The 17,556-nt window shown below is 72.1% G+C and carries 14 protein-coding genes and 1 pseudogene; 10 read left to right on the top strand and 5 right to left on the bottom strand.

Going from position 1 to position 17,556, the window contains the following annotated elements; all coding sequences use genetic code 11:
• Positions 1-133: 133 nt before the first annotated feature.
• From MTQ01_RS16475 to MTQ01_RS16445, 7 genes are all read left to right on the top strand, one after another.
• Positions 134-691, top strand: coding sequence for an ATP-binding protein (locus MTQ01_RS16475; protein WP_247491135.1), 558 nt, complete (start codon positions 134-136; stop codon positions 689-691).
• Between the two features lie 599 nt (positions 692-1,290).
• Complete coding sequence (locus MTQ01_RS16470; RefSeq protein ID WP_247491133.1) at positions 1,291-2,790, top strand: CoA-acylating methylmalonate-semialdehyde dehydrogenase; 1,500 nt, start codon at positions 1,291-1,293, stop codon at positions 2,788-2,790.
• Between the two features lie 5 nt (positions 2,791-2,795).
• The gene (locus MTQ01_RS16465; RefSeq protein WP_247491131.1) at positions 2,796-3,935 is read left to right on the top strand and encodes an acyl-CoA dehydrogenase family protein; all 1,140 of its coding nucleotides are present in this window, start codon (positions 2,796-2,798) and stop codon (positions 3,933-3,935) included.
• Positions 3,935-5,044, top strand: a complete 1,110-nt coding sequence (locus tag MTQ01_RS16460; protein ID WP_247491129.1) for an enoyl-CoA hydratase/isomerase family protein — start codon at positions 3,935-3,937, stop codon at positions 5,042-5,044. The genes MTQ01_RS16465 and MTQ01_RS16460 overlap by 1 nt, the downstream gene beginning before the upstream one ends.
• Positions 5,041-5,985 carry a 3-hydroxyisobutyrate dehydrogenase gene (gene mmsB / locus MTQ01_RS16455; protein ID WP_247491128.1) on the top strand — a complete coding sequence of 315 codons (945 nt, stop codon included), beginning with the start codon at positions 5,041-5,043 and terminating at the stop codon, positions 5,983-5,985. The genes MTQ01_RS16460 and mmsB overlap by 4 nt, the downstream gene beginning before the upstream one ends.
• Positions 5,982-6,761, top strand: a complete 780-nt coding sequence (locus tag MTQ01_RS16450; protein ID WP_247491125.1) for an enoyl-CoA hydratase — start codon at positions 5,982-5,984, stop codon at positions 6,759-6,761. The genes mmsB and MTQ01_RS16450 overlap by 4 nt, the downstream gene beginning before the upstream one ends.
• A gap of 104 nt (positions 6,762-6,865) precedes the next feature.
• Positions 6,866-7,183 (top strand): hypothetical protein, encoded by a 318-nt coding sequence (locus MTQ01_RS16445; protein ID WP_247491123.1) that lies wholly within the window; start codon positions 6,866-6,868, stop codon positions 7,181-7,183.
• A gap of 139 nt (positions 7,184-7,322) precedes the next feature.
• Here the strand turns inward: MTQ01_RS16445 and MTQ01_RS16440 are convergent.
• The 5 genes and pseudogenes from MTQ01_RS16440 to MTQ01_RS16420 form a co-directional block, all read right to left on the bottom strand.
• Positions 7,323-8,233 (bottom strand): annotated as a pseudogene (locus tag MTQ01_RS16440) (glutaminase).
• Between the two features lie 156 nt (positions 8,234-8,389).
• Positions 8,390-8,845: an ATP-binding protein gene (locus tag MTQ01_RS16435; RefSeq protein ID WP_372454170.1), complete on the bottom strand. Its 456-nt coding sequence runs from the start codon at positions 8,843-8,845 to the stop codon at positions 8,390-8,392.
• A 618-nt stretch (positions 8,846-9,463) separates the two neighbouring features.
• Complete coding sequence (locus MTQ01_RS16430) at positions 9,464-10,207, bottom strand: VCBS repeat-containing protein (protein ID WP_247491121.1); 744 nt, start codon at positions 10,205-10,207, stop codon at positions 9,464-9,466.
• A gap of 247 nt (positions 10,208-10,454) precedes the next feature.
• Positions 10,455-11,231: an enoyl-CoA hydratase/isomerase family protein gene (locus MTQ01_RS16425; RefSeq protein WP_247491118.1), complete on the bottom strand. Its 777-nt coding sequence runs from the start codon at positions 11,229-11,231 to the stop codon at positions 10,455-10,457.
• Between the two features lie 20 nt (positions 11,232-11,251).
• Positions 11,252-12,490, bottom strand: coding sequence for an Ig-like domain-containing protein (locus tag MTQ01_RS16420; RefSeq protein ID WP_247491116.1), 1,239 nt, complete (start codon positions 12,488-12,490; stop codon positions 11,252-11,254).
• Positions 12,491-12,614: 124 nt separating this feature from the next.
• Here MTQ01_RS16420 and glgX point away from each other — a divergent pair, with 124 nt between their 5' ends.
• The 3 genes from glgX (at position 12,615) to MTQ01_RS16405 (ending at position 17,548) form a co-directional block, all read left to right on the top strand.
• A complete protein-coding gene (glgX, locus tag MTQ01_RS16415) occupies positions 12,615-14,912 on the top strand; it encodes a glycogen debranching protein GlgX (RefSeq protein ID WP_247491115.1) in 2,298 nt (765 codons plus the stop codon).
• Positions 14,913-15,507: 595 nt separating this feature from the next.
• Positions 15,508-16,305 (top strand): type I-E CRISPR-associated protein Cas6/Cse3/CasE, encoded by a 798-nt coding sequence (gene cas6e / locus MTQ01_RS16410; RefSeq protein ID WP_247491113.1) that lies wholly within the window; start codon positions 15,508-15,510, stop codon positions 16,303-16,305.
• A 196-nt stretch (positions 16,306-16,501) separates the two neighbouring features.
• Positions 16,502-17,548 carry a CDP-alcohol phosphatidyltransferase family protein gene (locus MTQ01_RS16405; protein ID WP_247491111.1) on the top strand — a complete coding sequence of 349 codons (1,047 nt, stop codon included), beginning with the start codon at positions 16,502-16,504 and terminating at the stop codon, positions 17,546-17,548.
• Positions 17,549-17,556: the final 8 nt, after the last annotated feature.

The following is a 17,556-nucleotide window of genomic DNA, read 5'->3' as shown; positions in this document are numbered from 1 at the left end:
CACTACCGGCGGTGACGTTTTCCCCCGTGCTCCCAGCAGTTCTGCGGGGGACGACGGAGCCTGCGGTCCGGCACACCCCTCACCACGGTGCGTCGTGTGCCAAGAGCTGCCCACCCAGCTCGGAGGAGCCCGTATGAGCACCACCGCACAGCCGCCGCGCAGCGCCGCGCCCTTCCCCCACCAGGGCGCGTCGCTCGGCGACGGAGTCAGACCCGACGGGGATGTCACACGGGCGTCGTGCTGTCTTGCGGCGACCACCGAGGCGCCACCCTTTCTGCGCACCTTCGCCAGAGGGGTGGCGCGCCGGTGGCGGCTCGAAGCGGATGTCGAGGACGCACTCGCGGTGATCGTCACGGAGTTGGTCACCAACGCCGTGCTGCACTCCGGGAGTCCGGAGGTGTCGCTGCGGCTGGGCCTGGACGGCACGACACTCTCGATCGAAGTGCGGGACTCGGGCAGATGGCGTCCGCGCGAGGCACCGCGCCGGGAGCCGCTGGACGAGGGCGCGGCCTGCGGACGCGGGCTGACCCTGGTCGCCGCGTACGCCTCCAGCACCCGGGCCCACCCCTCGCCGCAGGGCACCACCGTGGTGGCCGACCTCAGCGTGCCGCCCACCCGCAGGGGTTCGGGCGGTCGCTCTCCGAACGGGCGGGTCAACCCCCGGCGCCGTACTGCCGCCGGCGTCGGCTGAGAAGCCGACGGCCACGGCGCTTCCCGCCGGGGAGAGGGGTGCCGGGAAGCCCCGCCACCCCTCTTCCGCCTCCGCCTGCACCCCCTTCGCCGGCCCTTCGCCGGTCCTTGGCGCGCCCCGACGCGCCCCTGCACGGCTCGGCGGTCGCGCCGTCGACGGTCGAAGATTCACCCGATCCGGGCCGATGTGCGTTCGGAGTCTCCGGGCGACAAACCGCACCCACTCCCGACCGGCGGCGAACGCGAGCCCGCAAGCCCAACCACCCGTCGTCCGCCGGGCGTTCCGGCGCCGCACGCCGCACGGGGAGTGAACACCCGGTGCACGGGAGAGAACCCGGCCGGGCACCCCTGGACTTACTTGGACGTCCAACTATATGGTCGGGGTGACCTTCGCGACGCAGTGCAGGGTGCACTTCACCACCCACGAAGGCGCCCTCGACAGTGCCCGATTGAGCCAATCCGTACTCGGCCCGCGGCGCGTGGCAGCGACACTCGGTGCCACGCACACCCAAGGGCCGACCACGCCGGAGCCCAACCGCAGCAGCCCGCCAACCCCGGGCTCGTCCGCGCGTCCCACCCCCGACGAGAGACAGGTCCCCCATGATCCGCGAGCTGACACACTTCATCGGCGGCAAGCAGGTCCCCGGCACTTCCGGGGAGTTCGGCGATGTCTACAACCCGAGCACCGGCCAGGTGCAGGCCCGCGTTCCGCTGGCCGGCCGCGCCGAGACCGAGGCCGCCATCGCCGACGCCGCGCGCGCCCAGGTCGAGTGGGCGGCGTGGAACCCCCAGCGCCGCGCCCGGGTGATGATGCGCTTCCTCCAGCTCGTGGACGAGGAGCGGGACTCCCTGGCCAGGCTGCTCTCCAGCGAGCACGGCAAGACCGTTCCGGACGCCGCCGGTGACCTCCAGCGCGGCCTGGAGGTCGTGGAGTTCGCGATCGGTGTGCCGCACCTGCTCAAGGGCGAGTTCACCGACAGCGCGGGGACCGGCATCGACGTGTACTCGCTCCGTCAGCCGCTCGGCGTGATCGCGGGCATCACCCCCTTCAACTTCCCGGCGATGATCCCGCTGTGGCAGGCCGCCGTGGCCATCGCCTGCGGCAACTCCTTCGTGCTCAAGCCCTCCGAGCGCGACCCGTCCGTACCGCTGCGGCTGGCCGAGCTGTTCCTGGAGGCGGGGCTGCCGCCGGGCGTGCTCAACGTCGTCAACGGCGGCAAGGAGTCGGTGGACACGCTGCTGGAGGACGAGCGCGTCGCCGCCGTCGGCTTCGTCGGCTCCACCGCGATCGCCCAGTACATCTACGCCACCGCCAGCGCCAACGGAAAGCGCGCCCAGTGCTTCGGCGGCGCCAAGAACCACATGATCGTGATGCCCGACGCCGATCTCGACCAGGCCGCCGACGCGTTGATCGGCGCGGGCTACGGCTCGGCCGGCGAGCGCTGCATGGCGATCTCGGTCGCCGTGCCGGTCGGCGAGGCCACCGCCGACGCGCTGGTCGCCAAGCTCCGCGAGCGCATCGCCGGCCTGCACGTGGGCAACTCCGACGACCCGGACGCCGACTTCGGCCCGCTCGTCGGCCAGGACGCGCTGGACCGGGTGCGCGGGTACCTGGACATCGGCGTCGCCGAGGGCGCCGAGCTGCTGATCGACGGCCGCACTGCCGCCCATCACGGCGACCCCGGCGGCTACTTCGTCGGCGCCTCGCTCTTCGACCGCGTCACCTCCGACATGCGGATCTACCGCGAGGAGATCTTCGGGCCGGTGCTCTGTGTGGTGCGCGCCGAGGACTACGAGGAGGCGCTGCGGCTGCCCAGCGAGCACGAGTACGGCAACGGCGTCGCGATCTTCACCCGTGACGGCGACACCGCGCGCGACTTCGCCCGCCGCGTCAACACCGGCATGATCGGCGTCAACGTGCCCATCCCGGTGCCGGTCGCGTACCACACCTTCGGGGGCTGGAAGCGCTCCGGCTTCGGCGACCTCAACCAGCACGGCCCGGACGCCGTCCGCTTCTGCACCCAGACGAAGACCGTCACCTCCCGTTGGCCCTCCGGGGTCAAGGAGGGCGCGAGCTTCACGATCCCCACGATGGACTGAAGCCGATGCACACGCTCAACGACGACCAGCGCGCGATCTTCGAGGCGACGCTGGACTTCGCCAGGGAGCACCTGGCGCCGCACGCGGTCGACTGGGACCAGCGCAAGCACTTCCCCGTCGACGTGCTCGCCAAGGCCGCCGAGATGGGGCTCGGCGGCATCTACGTCCGTGAGGAGGACGGCGGTTCGGGGCTGAGCCGCCAGGACGGGGTCCTCATATTCGAGGCCCTGGCCACCGGCTGCCCCTCGATAGCCGCGTACACCTCCATCCACAACATGGTCGCCTGGATGATCGACAGCTACGGCAGCGCGGAGCAGCGCGCCCGGTGGCTGCCGGGCCTGTGTTCCATGCGTTCGCTGGCCAGTTACTGCCTGACCGAGCCGGGTGCCGGCTCGGACGCCGCCCGGCTGAGCACTCGAGCGGTGCGCGAGGGCGACGAGTACGTGCTGACCGGCGTCAAGCAGTTCATCTCCGGCGCCGGTGCCGCACAGGTCTATCTGGTGATGGCCCGCACCGGCGAGGACGGCCCGCGCGGCGTCTCCGCCTTCCTGGTCGACCGCGACGACCCGGGCCTGTCCTTCGGCGCCAACGAGCAGAAGATGGGGTGGAACGCCCAGCCGACCCGCCAGGTGATCCTGGACGGCGTGCGGCTTCCCGCCGACCGGCTGCTCGGCCGCGAGGGCGAGGGCTTCAGGATGGCGATGTCCGGCCTCAACGGCGGCCGACTGGGCATAGCGGCCTGCTCGGTCGGCGGTGCGAAGGCGGCGCTGGACGGCGCCCTCGGCTACCTCCGGGACCGGCACGCCTTCGGCGGCCCGCTGATCCGCCGTGATTCGCTCCAGTTCGAACTCGCCGACATGGCCACCGAGTTGGAGGCCGCCCGGGCGCTGCTGTGGCGTGCCGCGGCAGCCCTGGACGCGGGCGCCCCCGAGGCCGCCGAGCAGTGCGCGATGGCCAAGCGGTACGCCACCGACGCGGGCTTCTCGGTCGCCAACCGGGCCTTGCAACTCCACGGCGGCTATGGCTATCTCAGCGAGTACGGCGTGGAGAAGATCGTCCGGGATCTCCGCGTGCACCAGATTCTTGAAGGGACCAACGAGATCATGCGCGTCATCGTCGCCCGCGGGCTCGTGGGGGCCGCCTGATGGCTTCCCAGACCCCGCGTCCCCCCGCCGAGGAGTCCGAGGGCCCCGAGGCAGAGGTGCTGGTACGCCGCGAGGGGCACGCCGGCCACCTCGTGCTCAACCGCCCCAAGGCGCTCAACTCGCTGAACCGCTCCATGGTCCGCCGCCTGGAGGAGGTGCTCCTGCAGTGGGAGCAGGACGACACCGTGAAGGTCGTCGTCCTCTCCGGTGCCGGCGAGCGCGGGCTGTGCGCGGGCGGCGACATCCGCGCCATCTACCAGGACGCCGTCGAGGGCGGCACCGCCAGCGCCGACTTCTGGCGCGACGAGTACCGGCTCAACGCGCTCATCGCCCGCTACTCCAAGCCCTACGTGGCGCTGATGGACGGCATCGTGATGGGCGGCGGTGTCGGTGTCTCCGCGCACGGCAGCGTGCGGATCGTCACCGAGCGGTCCCGGATCGCCATGCCGGAGACGGGCATCGGCTTCGTGCCCGATGTGGGCGGCACCCGTCTGCTGGCCCGCGCGCCGGGCGAGCTGGGCACCCACCTCGCGCTCACCTCCGACCAGATCGGCGCGGCGGACGCGCTGCTGTGCGGGCTCGCCGACCACCACGTCCGATCGGAGCGCATCGAGGAGCTGCTCGCCGCGTTCGGGGAGCGCGAAGTGGACGAGGTGATCGCACAGTTCGCGACCGAACCGGCCGAGGGCCGGCTCGCCGCGCAGCGCGAGTGGATCGACGCCGCCTACGCCCACGACCGGGTCGAGGACATCGTCGCGGCACTGCGCGACCTCGGGTCGACCGCGGCGAAGGCGACCGCGGAGCGCGTCCTCGGCAAGTCCCCGTCCGCGCTGAAGGCGACGCTGCGCGCACTGCGCGGCGCAGCACGGCTCCAGACCCTGGAGCAGGTGCTGGAGGTGGAGTACCGCACCTCCTGCGCGGCGCTGCGCTCCCACGACCTGATCGAGGGAGTGCGCGCACAGGTCATCGACAAGGACCGTTCGCCGAGCTGGTCGCCGCCCTCCTTGGAGGACGTGACCGAGGCGCATGTCCAGGAGTACTTCGCCCCGCTGGGCGAGGGCCGCGAGCTCGGGCTCGTCCCGGCGACAGAACCGAAGGAGAGCCGATGAGCGACAACTCCCCCCTCAGGATTGGTTTCACGGGTCTCGGGCACATGGGCGGCCCCATGGCGGCGAACCTCGTCAAGGCCGGCCACACCGTCCTCGGCTTCGACCTGGTGCCGGCCGCTCTGGAGCAGGCGAAGGCGGACGGCGTCACCGTGGTCGCCTCCGCGGCCGAGTCGGCGACCGACGTGGACGTCGTCGTCACCATGCTGCCCAGCGGGCGGCAGGTGCTGGAGTGCTACACCGGCGAGGGCGGTCTGCTGGCCGCCGCCAAGCCCGGCACGCTCTTCATCGACAGCTCCACCGTGGACGTCGCCGACGCACGCGCCGCCCACGAGGCCGCGGCGGCGGCCGGCCACCGCTCGCTGGACGCACCGGTCTCCGGCGGTGTGGCGGGCGCGGCCGGCGGGACCCTGACCTTCATGGTCGGCGGCTCGGAGGCCGCGTTCGCCGACGCACGGGCGGTGCTCGACGTGATGGGCGGCAAGGTCGTCCACTGCGGGGACGCCGGCTCCGGCCAGGCCGCGAAGATCTGCAACAACATGATCCTCGGCATCTCCATGATCGCGGTCAGTGAAGCCTTCGTGCTCGGCGAGGAGTTGGGCCTCTCCCACCAGGCTCTCTTCGACGTCGCCTCCACCGCCTCGGGCCAGTGCTGGTCGCTGACCTCCTACTGCCCGGTGCCCGAGCTGGTCCCCGCCAGCCCCGCCAACCGCGACTACCAGCCGGGCTTCGCCGCCGCGCTGATGGCCAAGGACCTGGGCCTGGCCGCGAGCGCGGCGCAGGCCGGCGGAGTCGCCGCCGATCTGGGCAGGCGCGCCGCGGAGGTGTACGCCGCCTTCGCCGAGGGTGCCGGCGCGGGCAAGGACTTCTCCGCGATCATCCACGAGGTACGGGCCGGATCGGCCGACCGCACAGGCGAGGAAAAGGACCAGAGCAAGCCATGACGCACGAGTACGAGACGATCCTGGTCGAGCGCAGGGGCCGTACGGGGCTGATCACCCTCAACCGCCCCAAGGCGCTCAACGCGCTCAACCTCCAGGTGATGAACGACGTCGTCGACGCCGCCCGGCAGCTGGACCGCGACCCGGACATCGGCTGCCTGGTGCTCACCGGTTCGGCCAAGGCGTTCGCCGCGGGCGCGGACATCAAGGAGATGCAGCCGCGCGACTACATGGACATGTACGTCAGCGACTGGTTCACCGCCTGGGACCAGTTCGCCGCGGTGCGCAAGCCGACCGTCGCCGCGGTCTCCGGGTACGCGCTCGGCGGCGGCTGCGAGTTGGCGATGATGTGCGACATCCTGCTCGCCGCCGACACCGCGAGGTTCGGCCAGCCGGAGATCAAGCTCGGCGTCATCCCCGGCATCGGCGGCTCGCAGCGGCTGACCCGGGCGGTCGGCAAGGCCAAGGCGATGGACCTGTGCCTGACCGGTCGGATGATGGACGCGCAGGAGGCCGAGCGCGCGGGCCTGGTCTCGCGGGTCGTACCGGCCGACGAGCTGCTCGACACCGCGATGGAGGTGGCCGGGACCGTCGCCGGGATGTCGGCGCCGGTGGCCATGATGGCCAAGGAGAGCGTGGCCCGCTCCTTCGAGACGACCCTCACCGAGGGCGTCCGGTTCGAACGCCGGCTCTTCCACGCGACGTTCGCCACCGAGGACCAGAAGGAGGGCATGGCCGCCTTCGTCGAGAAGCGCGACCCGGAGTTCCGCCACCGCTGACACCGGCGGACCAGCGCTCCGTCCGCTGATCGAGGAGAACGCCGTTCGCCCGGCTCCGTACCGGGCGAACGGCGTTGTCGGTGCCACGGTCTAGGCTCGCAGGCATGAGTTACGCCGATCTCCGCGAGCTGAACAACGCGCTGCGCACGGCCACCGACATCGCGTCGCACAGCTGGGAGGGCACCCCGCCCATGGACCAGCTGGACGCCCTCTCCGACGCGCTCCAGCGCGCCCTGACCTCGGTGCGCGCCATGGAGTCCGAGCTCGGCGGGACGACCGGCTGCCGGGAGCACCCGCGCGGTGCGGTCGATCCGCTGTACGGCGACAAGGACGACCCGCTGCCGCCCGGCTGGGGCAAGTGCCTGCTGTGCAACGACCGCCGCCGCAAGGCCGGTTCGGCCCGCGGCAGACGCTACCGCTGAGAGCGGGGAGCGCCCGGGCGCCCGGGGCGTTCGGGGCGTTCGGGGCGTTCGAAGAAGGCGCGGTTCCGCGGGCCGGACCGCGGCCGTCCCCTGGCACTGGGCTGGGCTGGGCTGAGCTGGGCTGGGCTGGTGGGGAGCCTCAGAAGACCGACCAGTCGGAGCGTTCGGTGAAGTCCTCCAGCGCGGCGAGCGCCCCCACTGAGTTGCCGATGGCGTCGAGCCCCGGGCTCCAGGCACACACCGCGCCGCGGCCCGGCACGATCGCCAGAATGCCGCCGCCCACTCCGCTCTTGCCGGGCAGCCCCACGCGGTAGGCGAAATCGCCCGCCGCGTCGTAGGTGCCGCAGGTCAGCAGCACGGCGTTGACGCGCTTGGCGTCGCTGCGGCCGAGCAGCCGGCTGCCGTCGGCCCGTATGCCGTGCCGCGCGAGGAACGTACCGGCGAGCGCCAGGTCGTGGCAGTCGATGCTCACGGAGCAGTGCGCGAAGTAGTGGGCCAGCACCTCCTCGACGGGGTTCTCGAGGTTCCCGAAGGAGGCCATGAAGTGGGCGAGAGCCGCGTTGCGGTGTCCGTGCTCGGCCTCGGAGGCGGCGACGTCCTTGTCGATGGCGATGCCCGGGCTGCCCGACTCCGCGCGCAGGAAGTCCAGCACCGAGCCGCCGGCATCGCCGGTGAGGCTGAGCAGCGCGTCGGTGACGACGAGGGCGCCGGCGTTGATGAACGGGTTGCGGGGACGCCCTGTTCGGCCTCCAGCTGGATCAGCGAGTTGAACGGGTTCCCGGAGGGCTCCCGGTTGACCCTGCGCCACAGCGACGGGCCGCCGTGGTGGAGCGCGAGCGCCAGCGCGAACAGCTTGGAGATGCTCTGTATCGAGAACGGCTTGCGCCAGTCGCCGACCCCGTGCACCTCGCCGTCGACGGTTGCCAGCGCCATCCCGAAGCTGTGGGGATCCGCGCAGGCCAGCGCGGGGATGTACCCAGCAGGCCGGCCCCGCTCCAGTACGGGCAGGGCGGCTTCCCGTGCGCGGGTCAACAGAGCTGCGTAGTCCACCGGGCCATTGTGACCGACCCTCCCGAGACCGTTCCCACGGGTACCGGCAGCCGGCACGTGTCCCACGGTGCGGGACGGTTCAGCGCCGCGGATTCGTGCGCCGCGGGTACGGCCGCCGCGACGTCGGCCGCCGCGGGCTCGGTCTCGGGCTCGCTCTCAGGACGGCTCGACGACCCGCATCTCGAACCAGGTGGTCTTGCCGTGCGGTTGGAGGTCCACACCCCAGCGGTCGGAGAGCCGCTCCACCAGCCACAGTCCTCGTCCGCTGGTGTCCAGATCCTGCACCGGCAGGAGGCAGGGCAGTCCGCGCGAGGGGTCGCGCACCTCCACCCGTACGCGTCCACGCCCCCGATACATCCGCAGTCCGAAGCGGACCGCGCCGGTGTGGCACACGGCGTTGCCGACCAACTCCGAGACCAGCAGCACGCCGTGGTCCGTCAGCCCGGCGGGGAGGTTCCACTTGCCGCGCAGTACGGCCTCGGCGAGCATTCGGGCCGTCTTGGCGGACTCCGGACGGTTGGGCAGTCGTACCTCGTCCACGCTGGGGTCGCTGTCGGGCGACGCCAGCAGAGCCGGCAGGCGGATTCCCGCCTCTCGATCGAGGATTGACACCCGTTCCGCCCCACTTTCCGGCTCGGCCCCACGTCCTGCGACGACCACCATGATGACCGTTCCGGACACTCCTCGCGGCCGGACGGATGTATTGGCCCGCCGGTCCCGCAGTGCGCCCCGGCGCGCCAACCGGCCCCGCGCGCCGGGCGGTTGCCCCGCACACTGCGTACGACCTGCGACGACGCCGCGAACGCTCCGCGCACACACGATCACCAGCGGTCGATCGCGGTTCGAAAATTTTTTACCCGCGGTAACGACTGATCGCCCGAGAACCCGCGCGCGACCCGCCGCCGGCACCCACCCCGAGGACCCGCGCGCGCAGCCGCACCGGCGCCGGCCCGCTCGTCGCAGCAGCCGTCCGCGGGCCCCACCGTCCCCGGCCCGCCCCCGCGTCGCCCCACAGCGAGCACGTATCGCGCGGACGCCGCCGATGGAGCCGGAGTCGCCGACGCACCGGACGCCTCCGACGGGACCGGGCACCGCCGACACGCCGAACGCCGGCGCCCAGAGGACGCCGGCGTCGGCCGGAAACACGTGTCGACCGCACGAAGCGTGTCGGCCGGACACGGCCGGGAGCGGGTGCCGCCGAGCGGGGAAGTCGGCGGCACCCGCCGCGGATCAGGAGCAGGGCTTGTAGAAGTGCTTCCAGCCGTCGGTGGGCATGGCCGGCGGCTGCGGCCTGGCGCCCCACTCGCCGTACTCCTCCATCGCCTCGCGGTCGAACTCGCCGGGGCCGGTGCCCGGTTCGGTCAGCCGGACGCTCCGGTCGAGCTGGCCGTCGCCCGCGGCGTTGAGGATCGCGAGGTCCGGGTACTCGTCGTCGCCGTAGTTGGCGATGCGCAGCTCCTCCGCCTCGCCGCGGTCACCGATGTCCAGGTGGCGGGAGTTGTCGGAGCTCAGGTCCGCGCGGTTCAGCGGACCCGGGCGGTACTCGGAGAGGCGGGCGGTCTCGGGGTCGTCACCGGGGGACGGCTCCACGAGGTTGACCACCAGGTCCAGGGTGCCGTCGTTCTGGAAGTCGGCGACCGCCGCGGTGGCGATCTCGGCCTCCTTGGCCCCCACGAGCTCGTTGACGCTGTGCTTCTCGCTGAACGAGCCGTCCGCGCTGCCCCACTGGACGGTCATCGCGGTGCCGGAGTGACCCGGGTTGACGATCTTGTCCGCGTGGCCGTCGCCGTCGAGGTCGCCGAGCAGCGTGGTGGCGTCGGCCAGGCACGGCGCGGTCGAGGCGGCGGAGTGCTGCGAGTTGTCGCCCTTCGCGTCGCTCGTCCCGGCGGCACCGGCCTGGTAGCCGGCGAACGCCAGGGGCACGGCAGCGGCGGCCACGGCCACGGCGATCAGACGTGAGCGCTTTCGAGGCATGTACGAACTCCTTGTGTCGTCTGTTCGGATGTTGCGCGGGACTAGAGGGGAGGCGGTCAGCCGGGGTTCACCTCCCGAACATCCGTGTGACAGAACCGTGACACAAGGAAATGCTGCCTCTGCGGCAACCCGGCTGCGGACCGTGCCCGCCCCTCCCTCGTCCGCCTCGACTTCGTCCCAGCTCAGCGCGCCACCGAGTCCGCGCGCCGCGGGCCTCGGCAGCCGAACGACATCAACTCACCGACACTCAGCGGAAGTTGGCCTTCCCGGGGCCGTCCTCCACGAAGCTGCGCATCCCGATCGCGCGGTCCTCGGTGCCGAACAGGGCGGCGAACCAGGTGCGTTCGATCGCGAGTCCGGAGTCGATGTCGACCTCCAGCCCCGCGTCGATCGACTCCTTGGCCGCGCGCAGCGCGATCGCCGGCCCCGCCGCCAGCCGCGCCGCCCAGGCGTGCGCCTGCTCGTACACCTCGGCGGCCGGCACCACCCGGTCCACCAGGCCCATCGCGAGCGCCTCCTCGGCGCGGACCTGCCTGCCGGTGAAGATCAGGTCCTTGGCCTTCGAGGGCCCGACGAGCCGTGCGAGCCGCTGGGTGCCGCCCGCGCCGGGGATGAGCCCGAGCAGGATCTCCGGCTGACCGAGCCTGGCGTCCTCGGCGGCGATCCGGAAGTCCGCACAGAGCGCCAGCTCGCAACCACCGCCCAGCGCATAGCCGTTGACCGCGGCGACCACCGGCTTGGGGATGCGCGCCAGGGCGGTGAAGGAGGCCTGGAGGTCACGGCCCCGGGCGACCATCGCCGCCATGTCCATGCCCCGCATCTCCTTGATGTCCGCGCCCGCCGCGAACACCTTCTCGCCTCCGGTGATCACCACCGCGCGGACGTCCTCGCGCGCGCCCACCTCGGCGGCGAGCTCGCCCAGACGGTCCTGGACTGCGGTGTCCAGCGCGTTCATCGGAGGGCGGTCGAGACGGACGGTCGCGACCCGGTCGGCGACGGTGAGACTCACGGTGGCAGCTGTCATGGCGGCAGGGTAACGGTCGTTCACTGCTGCCAGGCGGACTTCTTCCGGCCTTCCGGACCCAGCGCCGAACCGGCCCGCCACGACGGCCAGTCGAGGTTCCAGCCGCTCAATCCGTTGTCCGGGGAGACGAGTTCGCCACCGCCGCCGCGCACCTCCACCACATCGCCGATCAGCGAGCTGCGGAAGAGCCAGCCGGCGGGCAGTTCCTCGCTGCCGCCCTGCACGTCCTCCAGCCCCACGCAGCCGTGGCTGGTGTTCTGCGTGCCGAACACCCCCGCGTCCGCCCAGTAGTTGCCGTGCAGAAAGGTCCCGCTGCTGGTCAGGCGCATCGCGTGCGGGACGTCCGGATAGTCGTACTCCCCCGCCAGGCCCACCGTCGCGCCGTTCATCCGCGTCTCGGTGTGCTTCTCGCTGATCACCATCGCCCCGTTGTAGGTGGCGAACTCGGGCGGCCCCGCGGTGATCGGCACCGTACGGACATGCGCGCCGCCGCGCCGTACGGTCAGCGTGCCCGCATCGGCGTCGACATGACTGCGCTGGTCCCGGCCGATGGTGAACCGCACCTTCTTGTCCTGCGCCCCGTAGGAGCCCTTGGCACCGCGCACATCGCGCAGCCGCAGGTCGAGGGTGACCTCGGTACCGGGGCGCCAGTACTCCCGCGGCCGGAAGTCCAGCCGCCGGTTGCCGAACCAGTGGCCCACCACCGGCACCCGGGGCTCGGCGCTCACCGTCACCGCGCGCTCGACGGCGGCCCGGTCGACCACCGGATGGTTGAAGTTCAGCGAGACGATCATGCCGGTGCCGACGGTCTGGCCGTCCTCCGGAGTGAAGCGGCCGATCAGTCGCGGGCCGGGCTCGCGGGTGGCGAAGGTCGTGCGCCGGACCGTACGCCGCCCGTGGCCGTCCACCGCCTCGGCGCGGATCTCGTAGCGGCTGGAGAGGAGCAGCTGTCCGGAGGTCGGCTGCCAGGTACGGCCGTCGGAGGACAGCCGGCCCGCGACGCGTTCGGCGGGGCCGCGCTGCACGCCCAGCGACTCCGCGTCCTCCCGCCGCACCACCACCCGCTCCAGGCGCCCGTCCGGCACCGTCACCGCCAGCGACTCGCCCGCCGCCACGCCCCGGGCGCCGTCGGCCGGGCTCACCCGAACGGCGTCCGCGGGCGCCCTGCGTTCCGGGGCCGCACCGCAGCCGGACAGGCCGCTTCCGACAAGCGCCCACAGCACCACCACCAGCATCGAACCGCGCAGCCTTCGTTCCATCACATCCGCACCAACGACCACACCGGTGGCGAGAAACGTACGGCTCGTACGTGCGGGTGAGACGTCGCGTATGGGGACAATCGCCAGGAAAGCACCACAGAGCACCTCACCGGCAAGGACGCACATGACGCAGGCCACCGGCCACCCCGCGGACCCCGCTCGCCCCTCGCGCCCGGCCCCCGGCCCGGTCCCCGAGCCTCCCGCCACGACCCCCGGCACGCGTCCCACCGCCCCCGCCGAGCATGCGTCCCCGCGGTCCCGGTCCGTGTGGCCCGGCAGCCCGCAGCCGCTCGGCGCCCGCTACCACTCCGGCCCCGACGGCGTGCACGGCACCAACTTCGCCCTCTGGGCGGGCGGCGCGGAGGGCGTCGAGATCTGCCTCTTCGACGACGACGGCCACGAGACCAGGCATCCGCTGACCGAGCTCACCCACGAGATCTGGCACGGCTTCCTGCCCGGCGTACGCCCCGGCCAGCGGTACGGCTACCGGGTGCACGGCCGCTGGGACCCCTGGTCCGGCGCACGGTGGAATCCGGCCAAAGTCCTCCTCGACCCCTACGCCCGGGCCGTGGACGGCGACTTCACGCTCCCGCCCGAGGTCTACGGCCATGTGCGCGACTGGCCCGAACAGCACCTCGCCGACACCGTCCGAGACGACCGGGACTCCGCGCGGCACGTGCCCAAGGGCGTCGTCGTGCACAGCGGCGACACCAGCGGCCCCGGCGACGAGTGGCTCGACGACCGCCGCCCGAAGACCCCGTGGGCCGACACCGTCCTCTACGAACTGCACGTGCGCGGCTTCACCAAACGCCACCCCGGCGTCCCCGAAGAGCTTCGCGGCACCTACGCCGGGCTCGCCCACCCGGCCGCGCTGGAACACCTGACCCGGCTCGGCGTGACCGCCGTGGAGCTGCTGCCGGTCCACCAGTTCGCACACGAGGACCACCTGCTCCGCCGCGGCCTGCGCAACTACTGGGGATACAACTCGATCGGGTACTTCGCCCCGCACGCCGGCTACGCCGCGCACGGCAGCCGCGGCAGCCAGGTCGGCGAGTTCCGCGACATGGTGCGCGCACTGCACCGCGCCGGAATCGAGGTGATCCTCGACGTCGTCTACAACCACACCGCGGAAGCCGGCGAGCTCGGCCCCACCCTGTCCCTGCGCGGCATCGACAACCGCGGCTACTACCGCCTCGGCGACGATCCGCGCCGCTACGCCGACTACACCGGCTGCGGCAACACCCTGCACGTCGTACAGCCGCAGGTCCTGCGCCTGATCACCGACTCGCTGCGCTACTGGGTCCAGGAGATGGGCGTCGACGGATTCCGCTTCGACCTCGCCGCCGCACTCGCCCGCTCGATGCACGACGTGGACATGCTCTCCCCCTTCCTCGCCGTCATCGCCCAGGACCCGGTGCTGCGCCGCGTCAAACTCATCGCCGAACCCTGGGACGTCGGCGACGGCGGCTACCAGGTCGGCGCCTTCCCCCCGCTGTGGACCGAGTGGAACGACCGCTACCGCGACGCCGTCCGCGACTTCTGGCGCGGCGCCCTGCCCGACGTGCGCGACCTCGGCTACCGCCTCTCCGGCTCCAGCGACCTCTACGCCTGGGGCGGCCGACGCCCGTACGCCTCGGTCAACTTCATCACCGCACACGACGGCTTCACCCTCCGCGACCTCGTCACCTACAACGGGAAGCACAACGAGGACAACGGCGAGGACAACCGAGACGGCACCGACGACAACCGCTCCTGGAACTGCGGAGCGGAGGGCGAGAGCGAGGACGAGCGGATCAACGCGCTCCGCCGCCGCCAGCTGCGCAACATGCTCACCACCCTGCTCCTCTCCACCGGCGTGCCGATGCTCGTCGCCGGCGACGAGTTCGGCCGCACCCAGCACGGCAACAACAACGGCTACTGCCAGGACAACGAACTGGGCTGGGTCGACTGGTCGTTGCTGCGCCAACCCGGTTGGCGCGAGCTGTTCGACCTCACCGCGCGGCTGATCGCACTGCGCCGCGCCCACCCCGTACTGCGCCGCAAGGCGTTCTTCTCCGGCCGCCCGCAGGGCCCGGACGGACTGCGCGACCTCGCCTGGTTCACCGCCGAGGGGGCGGAGATGACCGAGGACGACTGGTACACGCCCGGCACCACCGTCGCGATGTTCCTCTCCGGCAACGACATCGTCGGCCGCGATGCGCGCGGCGAGGAGATCACCGACGACAGCTTCCTGCTGCTGCTCCACGCCGGCCACGAACCGCTGGACTTCCCACTGCCCGGCGCCCCTTGGGCCGAGGCGTACGAGCTGCTGGTCGACACCGATCCGGAGTCGCCCGGCCCGGCGCCCGAACGAGCGGTGACGGCCGGCACGGAGGTGACGGTGCCGCCCCGCACCGTGCACCTCTGGCGCGTGGCCCGCTAGCGGACGCGGCAGCGGCGCGGGCGGGTGGCGCGGCCGGGCGGGTCCGGTGGCCGGGCGGGTCCGGTGGCCGGGCGGGCCTGTCCCGGCGTGTGGCACGGGCGTACGGGCGCACGGCGGGCGCGGGCGTACGGGCGGCACGGGCGTACGGGCGGCGCGGGCGTACGGGCGGCGCGGGCGTACGGGCGGCGCGGGCGTACGGCCGGCGCGGGCGTACGGCCGGCGCCGGGGTACGGGTGACACGCGCCCCGCCCGCGCCACCCGCCCACCCCGGCAACTCCGCTCCCGTGCGCCACCGGCGCCCCGCGCGTGTGCCGCCGTTCCCGGCCGCCGTTCCAGGTCTCCGTGTGCGGCGAGTGCCCGCCGGCGCCGCGGCGACCTCCCCAGAATCGTTTCGTCTTTACATCGCCGCAAAGTCAATCTTAGTGATCAACTGCGGCTCACCGCCCGTTTTCAGCAAAAACGCGGCAACTGCCCCGACACTGCGCTGAACTGTGCCCGGGACACGAACAGGCCGACGCCCGGCGGCGGTTGAGAGCCGCCGACCGCGCAGCCCACCGGCCGGACACAACGCGCGCGAGGCGCTGGAGGGCGAACGATGTATCTCACCCGGTTCCGTGTGAACACCACCCGCGGCGGAGCCAAGCGGCTCCTCTCCTCACCCCGGGCGCTGCACGCGGCAGTGATGACGTCCTTCCCCGCCGGCGAGGCGTCTCTCCCCTCACCGGAGACGACGGGCTCCCGGGAAGCGACGCCCACCTCCGGGACACTGCCGGACGAAGGCACCGGCGCGCCCCGAGTTCTGTGGCGGACCGACCGCAACGCACGCGCGGAGACCCACCTCCACATCGTCAGCCCCACCGAACCGGACCTCGACCACCTCGTACAGCAGGCCGGCTGGCCGCAGGGGACCGGGCGGCACACCCCCGGCTGGCAGACCTGCCCGTACGCACCGTTCCTCTCCCGCCTGACCAAGGGCGAGAGCTGGATCTTCCGGCTCACCGCGAACCCGGTGCACGGCGTCCGGCGCCACCCCGGCGAACGCGCCAAACGGACCGCGCACCTCACCCCCCGCCACCAGCTCCGCTGGCTGCTCCAACGCCAGGAGCACTGCGGTTTCCGCTTGCTGCACAGCGCCGACGCCCAGGCCCTGCACCTGGAGGAGAGGTACGCCGTCACCGTGCACAGCCGCCGCCAACTCTCCTTCGCCCACCCCTCACCGGCTCCCGCCCGCCCGGCACGCTCCCAACCCAAGGCCACCCTCGTCACCACGACCTTCGACGGACGGTTGGAGGTCACCGACCCCGAGGCGCTGCGCCGCACCCTCACCTGCGGCCTCGGCAAGGCCAAGGCGTACGGATGCGGGCTGATGACCCTCAGCCCCCTGCCCCGCTGAACGCGACCCGTCCGGCGGGCCGACACGGCCACAGAAGCGACGGGAGTGACGGGAGCCACGGGAGCGAGAGGAGCGACAAGCAGAACGGGCGAAGCACCCACAGAAGACGAAAGGTTGTACGAGGGTCGTCTTGTTTCTTGAATGAACAACTCACAGAGTTTCAGTGAAATCACTGAAAACGTCTGGGAAGTTGACAATGCCCACTGAGAGCCTGCCGCTCGCCGAGGTGCGTCGGATCACGGAGAAGAAGCGCGACGCCTGGTGGACGGTGATACTGGTCGATCCGGTCGCCACCCCGCTCGTACGACTGCTGGCGAGACGGACGTCGATCACGCCGAACCAGATCACCTGGGGAGCGTTCCTCCTGGGGCTCGTCTCCGCCGGCTTCTTCCTGCTCGGCGACTGGCGCTGGCTGGTGGCCGGTGCCTTCGTCTACCACCTGAGCTTCGTCCTGGACTGCATGGACGGGAAGTTGGCCCGGCTCACCGGCCAGGGCTCCGTCTTCGGCGCCTGGCTGGACTTCGTCTTCGACCGGATACGGGTCATGGCCTGCGCCTTCGCGCTCGGCGCGGGCCAGTACAGCCGCACCGGCGAAACCCACTTCATCTGGCTCGCCGGAGTCGTCGTCTTCCTCGACGGGCTGCGCTACATCAACTCGCTGGAGATCTTCAAGACCCGCCACACGATGCGCAAGCAGATCAAATCGCGCATCAGGGCCGCCCGGCAGGCCGAGGACACCGCCTCCCTGGCCTTCATGGAGGACCTGCTCCGCGAGAACCCCTCCGCCGACATCGAGCAGGACCTCGACAAGGCCCGCACCCCGGAGCAGCAGCCGACCGCGCCCGAGAGCGACGAGGCGACCGCCGCACCCGCGAAGAAGACCCAAGTGGTCGACCTGCAACAGGAGTTCCGCCGCCGCTTCCCGCTCTACCTGCGGTTCCGCTCGGCGCTGCTGCGGCACCGGATACGGCCGCACCTGGTCAGCGGGATCGAGTTCCAGATGGCCGTCTTCATCGTCGGCCCGCTGGTGGACGCCGTACTCCCGGTCGCTCTCGTCGCCGGCGGGCTGCTGCTCGCCTTCGAACTCGCGATCATCTACAAACTGCTGCTCTCCACCCGCGACTTCGCCCGCACCCTCGACGCCTTCGACCGCCCCACCACAGCGCCCGACCCCACCCCCGCACCCGCCCAGGGAGCCGCGCCCGCCCAGGGAGCAACCGCTCCCACGACCGCCTCCGTCTGACCGTTCAG

The organism is Streptomyces sp. XM4193 (assembly GCF_023072595.1).
In the GTDB taxonomy this organism is placed as follows: domain Bacteria; phylum Actinomycetota; class Actinomycetes; order Streptomycetales; family Streptomycetaceae; genus Streptomyces.
Note: the sequence above shows the minus strand (reverse complement) of the source record. Positions and strands in the feature narration are given on the sequence as shown.

Coding starts and splice junctions, on each gene's coding strand:
- MTQ01_RS16420 (WP_247491116.1), bottom strand. CDS start 12,490: ATGGAACGAAGGCTGCGCGGTTCGATGCTGGTGGTGGTGCTGTGGGCG.
- MTQ01_RS16425 (WP_247491118.1), bottom strand. CDS start 11,231: ATGACAGCTGCCACCGTGAGTCTCACCGTCGCCGACCGGGTCGCGACC.
- mmsB (WP_247491128.1), top strand. CDS start 5,041: ATGAGCGACAACTCCCCCCTCAGGATTGGTTTCACGGGTCTCGGGCAC.
- MTQ01_RS16465 (WP_247491131.1), top strand. CDS start 2,796: ATGCACACGCTCAACGACGACCAGCGCGCGATCTTCGAGGCGACGCTG.
- MTQ01_RS16450 (WP_247491125.1), top strand. CDS start 5,982: ATGACGCACGAGTACGAGACGATCCTGGTCGAGCGCAGGGGCCGTACG.
- glgX (WP_247491115.1), top strand. CDS start 12,615: ATGACGCAGGCCACCGGCCACCCCGCGGACCCCGCTCGCCCCTCGCGC.
- MTQ01_RS16430 (WP_247491121.1), bottom strand. CDS start 10,207: ATGCCTCGAAAGCGCTCACGTCTGATCGCCGTGGCCGTGGCCGCCGCT.
- MTQ01_RS16460 (WP_247491129.1), top strand. CDS start 3,935: ATGGCTTCCCAGACCCCGCGTCCCCCCGCCGAGGAGTCCGAGGGCCCC.
- MTQ01_RS16445 (WP_247491123.1), top strand. CDS start 6,866: ATGAGTTACGCCGATCTCCGCGAGCTGAACAACGCGCTGCGCACGGCC.
- MTQ01_RS16475 (WP_247491135.1), top strand. CDS start 134: ATGAGCACCACCGCACAGCCGCCGCGCAGCGCCGCGCCCTTCCCCCAC.
- MTQ01_RS16470 (WP_247491133.1), top strand. CDS start 1,291: ATGATCCGCGAGCTGACACACTTCATCGGCGGCAAGCAGGTCCCCGGC.
- MTQ01_RS16405 (WP_247491111.1), top strand. CDS start 16,502: ATGCCCACTGAGAGCCTGCCGCTCGCCGAGGTGCGTCGGATCACGGAG.
- cas6e (WP_247491113.1), top strand. CDS start 15,508: ATGTATCTCACCCGGTTCCGTGTGAACACCACCCGCGGCGGAGCCAAG.